The 600-nt window shown below is 57.2% G+C and carries 1 protein-coding gene; it reads right to left on the bottom strand.

Annotation, left to right across the window (positions count from 1 at the left end; translation table 11 throughout):
• Positions 1–344: 344 nt before the first annotated feature.
• A complete protein-coding gene (locus E2H86_RS25765; protein WP_133332294.1) occupies positions 345–548 on the bottom strand; it encodes a cold-shock protein in 204 nt (67 codons plus the stop codon).
• Positions 549–600 lie beyond the last annotated feature (52 nt).

Raw genomic sequence — 600 nt, forward strand, 5'->3', positions numbered from 1 at the left:
GGCCCGATTTCTACATCGAAGCTGACGCGCTGGCCCTCGTGGAATGTCTGCGAGCGCGAAAACTGGATCTCCGAATCCCGAATAAAACTCGGGGCAGCATGCATTTCTGCAGCTGCCCCGGCGGGCGGATCATATTGAACGGCGTTCTCTTCAATTCGGCTGGCCATTGCATGCTCCCAAAAGGGGTTCGTCAAACCAGGCCACCGCTTCCGGCGGCCATCCGACTGCTTGATGGCAAACACGTACTGAAACAACCTGCCTGGCGGAATATCCCGGCCAATACACGCGCGAGGAAACCTCGCGCGGCAAGCCAAAACCGGGCTACCGCGCCCGCGTGCTCCGTGTTACTGGGGCACGATGTTCGAAGCTTGCTTGCCCTTCGGGCCTTGCGTGACTTCGAACGACACCTTCTGACCTTCCTTCAGGCTTTTGAAGCCTGCGGCATTGATTGCGGAGAAATGTGCGAAAAGGTCTTCGCCGCCATCATCCGGGGCAATGAAGCCGAAACCCTTTGCGTCGTTGAACCACTTGACGGTACCAGTAGCCATGATTTTGAGTCGTGAAGTTGAGAAATCGATCGGCCGCCGGCCAAATACAAAC

It is taken from the genome of Pseudomonas putida, from assembly GCF_004357765.1.
Classification (GTDB): domain Bacteria; phylum Pseudomonadota; class Gammaproteobacteria; order Pseudomonadales; family Pseudomonadaceae; genus Aquipseudomonas; species Aquipseudomonas putida_U.

Bases quoted from the DNA above. Each gene is read 5' to 3' on its own strand.
- E2H86_RS25765 (WP_133332294.1), bottom strand. From the start codon at position 548: ATGGCTACTGGTACCGTCAAGTGGTTCAACGACGCAAAGGGTTTCGGC.